Below are 9,047 nucleotides of genomic sequence, written 5' to 3'. Positions count from 1 at the left end.
ACGCAGAAACACCTTGGTATCTCCATTGAAGAGAGGCCAGAAACCATCAATGACCGCTCTGTATTTGGACATTGGGAAATTGACTCCGTATTAGGGACTCAGAAAGCTGGAGAACCTTCCATCTTGACTTTGGTTGAGCGGAAAACCCGCTACGCTATTACAGCTTACCTGGCTGGTAAGACAGCTGCGACTGTCAATGAGGCTGTTAAAGAGTTGATGGGACTTTACCCTATTAAGTCTATCACGGCTGATAACGGTTCAGAATTTGCCGCCTTGAATGAGCTAGAAGGTGTTCAAATCTATTATGCCCATGCTTACTCCTCATACGAACGTGGGACAAATGAGAACTTCAACGGCTTACTTAGAGAGTTCGTTCCTAAAGGTAAGTCGCTCAAGACTCTCACAGCTGAGGATTTAGCTAAGGTGACCTTAGCTATCAATCAAAGACCAAGAAGACTACTCAACTATCAAACGGCGAAAACCCTGTTTGGGCTAGCCCAAACAGCCTAGCCCCTCTTCAACTTGGTATCGGATAACAACTGTTGCACTTAACTTGACAATTCGGGGTCTGGAAAATTATTGTTCCGATTCGTTTCACATTTTAAACACAGGAGTTTAGCGTTTCAATAGCTAAACAACATGTTAAAACCTATCCAGCACAGTAACCCTGTGGCTAACTTTAAAGGATTCTATAAGACCTTAAAACACCCTTCGCTAATTTTATTTCCAACTCTAGACAGTCTACTGGACCTTTCAAGCTATATCACTCTTTTGGGCAATTTCCAACAACCATTCTATTAGAAAATCATCACTCTACCGACTGCAGAGCTTCCAGCATATCAAGATTTTTAAGACGGCGGTGGACAATCAGCCCCAATCCGACAAGAATAAGCCCGATAAAGATGATTGGTATCACATAAACCGTCTCATCAACCACCGTGCCGAATGAGACGTTATCCGAGCCAATCATTTCCATAATGGCCTGATGGAGGTAACGGCCGGCTCCCAGACCAAGAACAATACCTATCAAAGACAGAACAATGGTTTCCCGGTAAATATAGAGGGTTACTTCCCTGTTGAAAAAGCCTAAAACCTTAATGGTTGAGAGTTCCCTGAGACGTTCGGCAATATTGATATTAGTCAGATTATAAAGAATGACAATGGCCAAAAGAACCGTGATAATGACCAAAACTGTCATAGAAGCATTTAAGGATGTGACAATGGTTTTAATCATCTTCATCCGCGAAGTGTTTTGAGTGACAGATACCACACTGTTCATAGCCAGCAATTCGGTTGACACATCCTTGATCTGAGAAGCCGAATCATCCTTCAAATTGATAAAATAAGCATTATTATCCGGTTTTTCACCAAAAATATCCTGGTAAGCCGATTGGCTCATAAACAAATAATGGCCGGCATTCATTTTTACGACTGCCGCAACCTTGACACGGCGTTCCTTGCCGTCGCTGTCTTTGAGACGAAAAGTTTCGCCGGCCTGAACCTTATAAAAGCGAGCCAGTTTTTCAGAAATAAGGACACCTGTCTTGGGCAGTGTCAGAGTACGGTTAGAGTTGGCATCCTTTAGCTGCACAAAGCCATCAAAGTCAGTCCTGTTTGTTACCATAAGAGCGATCGACTGCCTGTCTTTCAACTGAGGGATTTCTTCGGTCAAATGTGTGTAATAAAGACTTTGATAACGGTCTACTTCTTTTGACTTTAAAAAGTCACTTAAAGGCTTGTCCTTTTCATCTGTCTCCTTTTTCATAACCACCAAGTGATAGGGGGTCAGCTGTGTAAACTGTTCTCTAATGACCTTTCCCAAGGAAGACTGAATCCCCAGTCCGGCAAAAAGGAGGGCAACCGAACCAGCCACGCCGAAGATAGTCATGAGCATGCGCTGTTTGTAGCGAAAAATATTGCGAACCGTCACTTTATGGGTAAAACTCAGACGATTCCAGATAAAACCTATCCGTTCTAAGAAAATCTTGGCCCCTCTCATAGGCGGTTTAGGCAGCAATAACTGAGCTGTGTTTTCACTCAGTTCTCGACTGGCAATAAGATAAACCGGCAAAACCGCACTGACCAAGGCTAAGAGAACTGCGATAAGCGTATAGGACCAGTAAAAAGACAAAGCAGGACTGCCCAAAGTCATTTTCCCTGTAAAAATCTGTGATACGATTCTGGAGAGCAAATAATGACCCCCGATAATTCCCAAAACTGTACCAAGCATACTGGCAACAAGACCATAAATCAGGAATTTGCAGATAACATCCTGCTTGCTATAGCCCAAGGCACGAAATAATCCCGAATTGGTTCTTTCTTCATCAACAAAACGCGTCATCGTTGTAAAAGTAACCAAGGCGGCAACAGCGTAGAGCACGATAGGGAAGATATTGCCCAGATTTCCCATACTGTCAGCATTGGAAGAGTAAACCGTATAGCCTTCTCCGCCCAACATTGTGGAGCGCGTAGAAGTAGTGTAAGTTGGTTTAGGCATAGCATCAATTTTGGCTTGAGCCTCTTGGATTTGTTGCTCTTTTTGAGCAATGGTTTGGCGTGCCTGAGCCAGAGACCGCTGAACCAGCTGTTGTTGATCAGGGGAAGCCGAGGTGAGTGCCCTTGTCTGCTCTTGCAACTGTTCTTTTGCCGCTGTCAAAGCCTGCTTGCTTTGATTGACTTTTTCTTGCGGCTTCTTTTTCAATTCTCTCAGGCGCTCCTGACCATTATCTTCCAGCAACTTGTCCAGTTCATCTTGATAGTGATTAATTTTTGAACTATAAACATCAGAAAAAGGACTAATCTTTTTTAAACGATCATAACGAATTCGAGCCAGCGTATTGCTGTTATCTGCAAAGGCTGAGGAGCTGACAATGCCATAACTCGCTAGGGTCCCATCTCCTGCCGTGGACGATCCTAAATTTAAGGTAGACCAGATTTCAGATGAATTAATAAAACCAACAATTTTAAACTCCTTCATTTTTAAATTAGATTTTTTCGAAGACTCAAAAATTAATGTATCGCCAATTTTATATTTTTTTCTCAAAGAAGAGGTTAGAGCAATTTCATCAGTTTCTTTAGGAAAACGTCCCCTTTCCAACTGATAAGTTGAAATGGACTGACTATTGGAGAAAACCCTCATAGCATCGTCAGTCCCTTCAATCGTCATATCTGACACTTTTCCAAATTCTACGTCAGCTCCCTTTATATTTTTTAACTCAGTTTGATCAGCCTGACTAAAACCATAATGGGCCGTCACAAATAAATCAGCCGTCTGGTGAGCCTGCAGATAGTCAGTGGCCAGTTTTTGCATATTAGGCTTTGTTACCTTCAAGCCAACAAAGGTAAAAGAACCTAGAAACATCAACAGCATAATGGAAAGAAAGCGGCCCTTTGAATGCAACATGGTATTCCAAACTGTCTTCCAATAAATCCTTTTTTTCATAATATCACCTCGTAATTGAACACACCTGCAAGTCTTTGAAAATAAGAGCTAGCCGTTTTGATTTTAGTTAATTTACAGCTGAGACTGCCTTTAAGTGTAAAATCTTTTTGGTACCCAAACTTCTGCTACTGTCACAGATTTTATACCTTGCCTCTTGATTTCTAAGCTCGGGTTAAACAAACCTACTAGACCTTTTTAATTCTATGACTTGCATATCGGCTTGATATCTTGCTAGTATTCTAAAGTATCTATATCTTGAGGCCAATCATTAGTGTTAATAGCGTTAACCTTAGCATCATGTAGATAGATAACCCTATCAGCAATTGGTGCCAAAGATGCATTGTGGGTTACAATAATGACAGTGGTACCTTTTTGGTGAGACATGTTTTGCAGCAATTTCAAAATTTGCTTGCCTGTCTGATAATCAAGGGCTCCTGTCGGTTCATCACATAAAAGCAATTTAGGATTTTTAGCTAAGGCTCGGGCAATGGCCACCCGCTGCTGCTCGCCACCAGATAACTGTGCCGGAAAGTTATTCAGTCTACTGCCTAGCCCGACTTCATGCAAAGTCAGAGCGGCATCCTTAGCATCGTCAACAATTTCTGATGCTAACTCAACATTTTCTTTGGCGGTTAGATTAGGGACTAGGTTATAGAACTGAAAGACAAAGCCAACATCACTGCGGCGGTAAGCAGTCAGCTGTTTTTGATTGAAGGCCGCGATATTGTTGCCATCAATCAAAACTTGTCCCTCGTCATTGCTGTCCATGCCGCCAAGAATATTGAGAACCGTTGATTTCCCCGCACCCGAAGCTCCTAGTATGATGACCAGTTCACCCTTATTAATCTCAAAACTGATATCATTATTAGCGATAATCTCTGTTTCTCCCATTTGATAACGTTTATAGGAATGTTTCATTTCAATATAAGCCATGTAAGCACCTCCTTATTTAGACATATGTTGATTTAATATTTTCCTTAGTATATAATAGCTTTAAAATAAAAACAAGCATCATTATATAGACAAGTGTCTATTTAACAAAGGAGACATGCGATGACCCAAAAACGCCACACCCAAAGTAAGGCCAAAACAAAAGCAGCTATTACAGAGCTGCTGCTGGAAAATAATGATTTTTCTAGTATTACTATTCGACAGATTACCGAAAAAGCCAACATCAATCGTAGTACTTTTTACCTTCATTATCAAGATAAATATGATTTGATTGATAAACTGATGCACGAAATAACCGATAATCTCAGAAAAGAACTCAATACAAATTCGGCGACAGTTAAAGAAGGTCTGATTCACAGTTTAACTTATCTTCAGAATCAACAAGAATTCATCAAACTGATTATAGGCATTGCACCGGTTAATTTTTCACAAAAGACCAGACATTTCATCAGCAAATTGATTGAAACTACTCCTGCTCTCTTTTACGATATCCTTAATCCCGACTTGCCTTTGCCCAAAGACTACATGCTGACAACCTATGCGGCTAGTATCGAAAGCATCTATACCCACTGGGTCTCCACGGATAATCAGGCATCTCCTGAAGAAGTCGCCAACATGATACTGACAGTACGCCGATTTTATCAAAAAAATGATGACTAAACAGAGAGTAGAGTAAATATAAAACGACAGCTAAGCTCCAATTAACCGCAAAACTTTTAAACAGTCATCAACATACTGCCATTTTTGCCTCTCCACGTCATTATAACAAGCAAAATCAATCATAATAAATAGTCATTCACCGCTTCCAAATAAGATCTAGAATTAGTCCACAATCTCAGCTCCCAGCACATTCTTAAAATGATAGAGAGCCCAGTCGTGATTTTCTTGGGTTAGGCTGGCCACACAAGAGACTGGAATCTCAATAGCATAGCCCAGATTATAGGCATCAATAGCTGTGTGAAGAACACAGATATCCGTCAAAACTCCCGTCAAGACTAAAGTTGTTACCCGTCTTTCCCGCAGGCGAATATCAAGGTCAGTCCCTGCAAAGGCTGAGTAATGGCGTTTGTCCATCCAGAAAACCCTACTGTCATCCTTGATAGCCTCATAAAGATCTCCCAACTGACCATAGAGGTCACGCCCGCTTGTTTCCTTAATATTATGCGGCGGGAATAGTTTGGTTTCCGGGTGGAAATTATCTCCTTCCTCATGGCCGTCAATAGCAAAGAAAATATAATCACCAGCTTCGTAAGCAGCCTTTGTCTTAGCAACAAGAGCTGCTTCGATAGCCTGAGCTGGCTGACCGGCTGTTAATTTGCCATCATCCGCTACGAAATCATAGGTATAATCAATCGAAATCAGTGCTTTAAGCATATTAGGCTCCTTATTTTTTCCTTGGATATGATTGACATTTTTCTCATTATACTAAAAATCCTGCCAGTTAGGCAAAACTAGACAGGTATCTATGAAATATCTAGAAATCCCCGTCTTATCAACTCCTCTTCAACAACTATAAAGAGAAATTTTTCTCTTGCTTTAAGCTTATAATTCTCCACCAATACCTTTAAATTTTTCCACCAGTTCACCAATCTTTTTAAAAACAGTTTCTTTTTTAGTATGGTAAGCTGGATTTAAAGGGCTCATTTTAGGCAAGGCTGCATTTAAGTCATTCCCATTATCGCTTGCATATTCTCTTTTCAGAGAGGTCATTATATAACGTTTGGCGCTTTCCTCATTCAAGTTTTCTTCTTGAATAAGGGCCTCTACTTCTTGTTTTTGCTTCTTTTGGGCAAAAGCAAAGAACTTCGCAATAATATCTGGTCGATCAACAATCTTATCAAGATTTGTCTGATTGATGAAATCAATAATCAGACTCTCCTTAGCCCGATTGCCAATACTTGCTCGAATCGTCCGAGTGATTTCTTCCACCAAAGCATCTTTATCGGATACCTTTTTATTTGTTTCAAAAATCAACCCTAGAATATACTCTAGATTAATTTCTTGAGACTTCAGTAACTCAACCTCAAAAGTAACTGCACTCCAATCAATCTCTGATTTTTCATCTTCTTTGTTTTGCTCTTCTCTAATGGCCCACTCGCGAATATCGTTGTAGACAGAGCGATAGTCCTGAATTTCTCTAGCTGTTGGAATTGTGAGCTTAGATAATTCCTCAAGCGTTTCATCATCAACATAATAACGCCCTTTAAAATCTGCCACTGCTTCTTCATCAGTAAAATCAAGGGTCTGTAAAGCCTGCAATCGCATAAAATCATCATAATTCTGTAGAATATTATCTAATTTTAGATATTCTCCAAACAAGCGAACAAAATCTCTTTTTTCGCTTTCTTTGACAATTTTATCTGGCTCTGGATATTTTTCTTGTAGTTCTTGAACAACTGCCAGATAGCCTTTTCTTTCCTCACCAGCATCTAGATAACCCTCCATATAGTCACTATACTGACGCTCCAATAAAATTTCAGCAGTTTCCGTCTTACCAAATGTCTTAATCGCATCCGTTGTGGCTTGCTCTAAATCACGAAAAGTAACGATATTCCCAAAAGATTTAGTTGCATCATAAATCCGATTGGTTCGCGAAAAGGCTTGTATCAGACCATGATAGCGCAAATTTTTATCAACAAACAAAGTATTTAAAGTAGGAGCATCAAACCCTGTTAGGAACATACCAACGACGATGAGTAAGTCAACTTGTCTATCCTTAACCCTCTTTGCCAAGTCGCGATAATAGTTTTGAAACTCTTTTCCGTTAATAGAAAAACTCGTACCAAACATGTTATTATAGTCAGCAATGCACTGGCTCAAAAATTCCTTACTACTCAAGTCCTGCATATTTGCTGGCGAAAAGTCTTCATCTACAATCTCACCCCAAGCTGCTTGTTCTTCATTAGCGGCAAAAGAAAAAATAGTCGCTATTTTTAAGGGTCTATCGCGATTTATTTGTTGTTCTCGTAATTCTGTATAATAGGCTTTTGCTGCATCAATACTTGATACAGCAAACATGGCATTAAAACCCTGTCCACTATTTTTTCTATGTGTCTTGTCATCAAAAACGTTTAAAATATAGTGGGAAATCTCCGAAATCCGAGCAGGGCTGAGAAAGGCTTTTTGGTTTTCCGCAGCAGATAATTTCTCAAGATTCTGCTCTTTTTCAAGGCTTGCAAACTGAGGGCGAACATCATTATAGTCCACCATAAATTTCAAAACCTTTTGATCCCGAATAGCATCGGTTAAGACATAGGCATGCAGTTCTTCTCCAAACACCGAAGCCGTCGTTTCTGACCCTATCGCATTTTCTACTTTAATTGGTGTTCCTGTAAAGCCGAATTGACAGTATTTTTTAAATCTTTGACGGAGATTTTTCTGCGCTTTCCCAAATTGAGAGCGATGGCATTCATCAAAGATAAAAACAACCTGCTTTTGATAGATTTCATGGTCTTTTACCTTACTCATAAAATGATTGAGCTTTTGAATGGTTGTTACAATAATTTTATGATCATCTTTTTCAATATTTCTTATCAAGCCAGCAGTACTGTTAGAGCCGTTAACTGATTCAGGTGAGAAACGCTGATATTCTTTCATTGTTTGATAGTCCAAGTCTTTCCTATCAACGACAAAGAAAACCTTGTCTACTTCCTCCATTTCAGTAGCGAGACGAGCAGCTTTAAAACTAGTCAAGGTCTTCCCTGAACCCGTTGTATGCCAAATGTAACCACCCGTATCGCGACCGCTTTTGAGTTTAGCATTGATAGAACTTTTAATCTTCCAGATAATCCGCTCTGTTGCAGCAATCTGATAAGGACGCATGATTAGTAACGTATTACTAGTATCAAAAACGGAATAATTAATGAGAATATTTAAAAGGGTATTTTTATCCAAAAACGTTGGAGTAAAATCCTTCAAATCTTGAATTGGATCATTATTTTTAAGAGCCCAGTTCATAGTAAAATCAAAAGAATTTTTATCACGTTTGGTGGTATTAGCAAAATAACGGCTATCTGTCCCATTGGAGATAACAAAGATTTGCAAATACTTATATAAAGATGAGGCCTCGTTAAAACTCTCCTTACTATAGCGATGAACCTGATTAAAAGCCTCACGAATAGGAATACCGCGTTTTTTCAATTCGATTTGAACCAAGGGCAGACCATTCACTAAAATTGTCACATCGTAGCGGTTAGAGCTACTACCGACTTGCCTTAACTGATTGATAACTTGAACTTTATTACGGGTAATATTCTTTTTATCAAGTAAATAGATATTTTGGATATGACCATCGTCAAAAATAAAGTCATAGACATGGTCATCATGCAGTTTACGTGTCCGATCAATAATAGTTTCACTCGGCTTATTGAGGTACTCATCTAAGAGACGTTGCCACTCTGAATCTCTAAACTGAACATTGTTTAGGGTTTGGATCTGCTCACGCAAATTCGCTACTAGAGCATCGTGAGTTGTTAGATAATTCGGATATTCGTAGCCCTGAGCTTGTAAATCTGCGATCAGCTCTCTTTCTAACTCTGCTTCTGTCTGATAACTCCCCGACTGCTCTGCTTTAGTATAATTCTCTAAAACAATAAAATTATTTGATTCAATAATCGGAAGGGTTTCCCTTACTTCTGACATCATTACTCCTTGT

The 9,047-nt window shown here is 39.6% G+C and carries 6 protein-coding genes; 2 read left to right on the top strand and 4 right to left on the bottom strand.

What is annotated here, in order from left to right; all coding sequences use genetic code 11:
• Positions 1-510: IS30 family transposase (locus BS63_RS0108490; protein ID WP_028798543.1), on the top strand; the 510-nt coding region annotated here is incomplete at its 5' end.
• Positions 511-808: 298 nt separating this feature from the next.
• Here the strand turns inward: BS63_RS0108490 and BS63_RS0108485 are convergent.
• Both BS63_RS0108485 and BS63_RS0108480 read right to left on the bottom strand, forming a co-directional pair.
• Positions 809-3,442 (bottom strand): ABC transporter permease, encoded by a 2,634-nt coding sequence (locus BS63_RS0108485; protein ID WP_002962943.1) that lies wholly within the window; start codon positions 3,440-3,442, stop codon positions 809-811.
• A 231-nt stretch (positions 3,443-3,673) separates the two neighbouring features.
• Positions 3,674-4,375 (bottom strand): ABC transporter ATP-binding protein, encoded by a 702-nt coding sequence (locus BS63_RS0108480; protein ID WP_002962942.1) that lies wholly within the window; start codon positions 4,373-4,375, stop codon positions 3,674-3,676.
• A 120-nt stretch (positions 4,376-4,495) separates the two neighbouring features.
• Between BS63_RS0108480 and BS63_RS0108475 the strand changes: the two genes are divergently transcribed.
• The gene (locus tag BS63_RS0108475; protein ID WP_002962941.1) at positions 4,496-5,053 is read left to right on the top strand and encodes a TetR/AcrR family transcriptional regulator; all 558 of its coding nucleotides are present in this window, start codon (positions 4,496-4,498) and stop codon (positions 5,051-5,053) included.
• 162 nt (positions 5,054-5,215) lie between these two features.
• Here the strand turns inward: BS63_RS0108475 and BS63_RS0108470 are convergent, their stop codons facing one another.
• Positions 5,216-5,767, bottom strand: coding sequence for a cysteine hydrolase family protein (locus tag BS63_RS0108470; RefSeq protein ID WP_002962940.1), 552 nt, complete (start codon positions 5,765-5,767; stop codon positions 5,216-5,218).
• Between the two features lie 168 nt (positions 5,768-5,935).
• Positions 5,936-9,034, bottom strand: a complete 3,099-nt coding sequence (locus BS63_RS0108465) for a type I restriction endonuclease subunit R (protein ID WP_002962939.1) — start codon at positions 9,032-9,034, stop codon at positions 5,936-5,938.
• Positions 9,035-9,047 lie beyond the last annotated feature (13 nt).

Source organism: Streptococcus sobrinus DSM 20742 = ATCC 33478, from assembly GCF_000686605.1.
Classification (GTDB): Bacteria; Bacillota; Bacilli; order Lactobacillales; family Streptococcaceae; genus Streptococcus; species Streptococcus sobrinus.
Note: the sequence above shows the minus strand (reverse complement) of the source record. Positions and strands in the feature narration are given on the sequence as shown.

Bases quoted from the DNA above. Each gene is read 5' to 3' on its own strand.
- BS63_RS0108485 (WP_002962943.1), bottom strand. From the start codon at position 3,442: ATGAAAAAAAGGATTTATTGGAAGACAGTTTGGAATACCATGTTGCAT.
- BS63_RS0108480 (WP_002962942.1), bottom strand. From the start codon at position 4,375: ATGGCTTATATTGAAATGAAACATTCCTATAAACGTTATCAAATGGGA.
- BS63_RS0108475 (WP_002962941.1), top strand. From the start codon at position 4,496: ATGACCCAAAAACGCCACACCCAAAGTAAGGCCAAAACAAAAGCAGCT.
- BS63_RS0108470 (WP_002962940.1), bottom strand. From the start codon at position 5,767: ATGCTTAAAGCACTGATTTCGATTGATTATACCTATGATTTCGTAGCG.
- BS63_RS0108465 (WP_002962939.1), bottom strand. From the start codon at position 9,034: ATGTCAGAAGTAAGGGAAACCCTTCCGATTATTGAATCAAATAATTTT.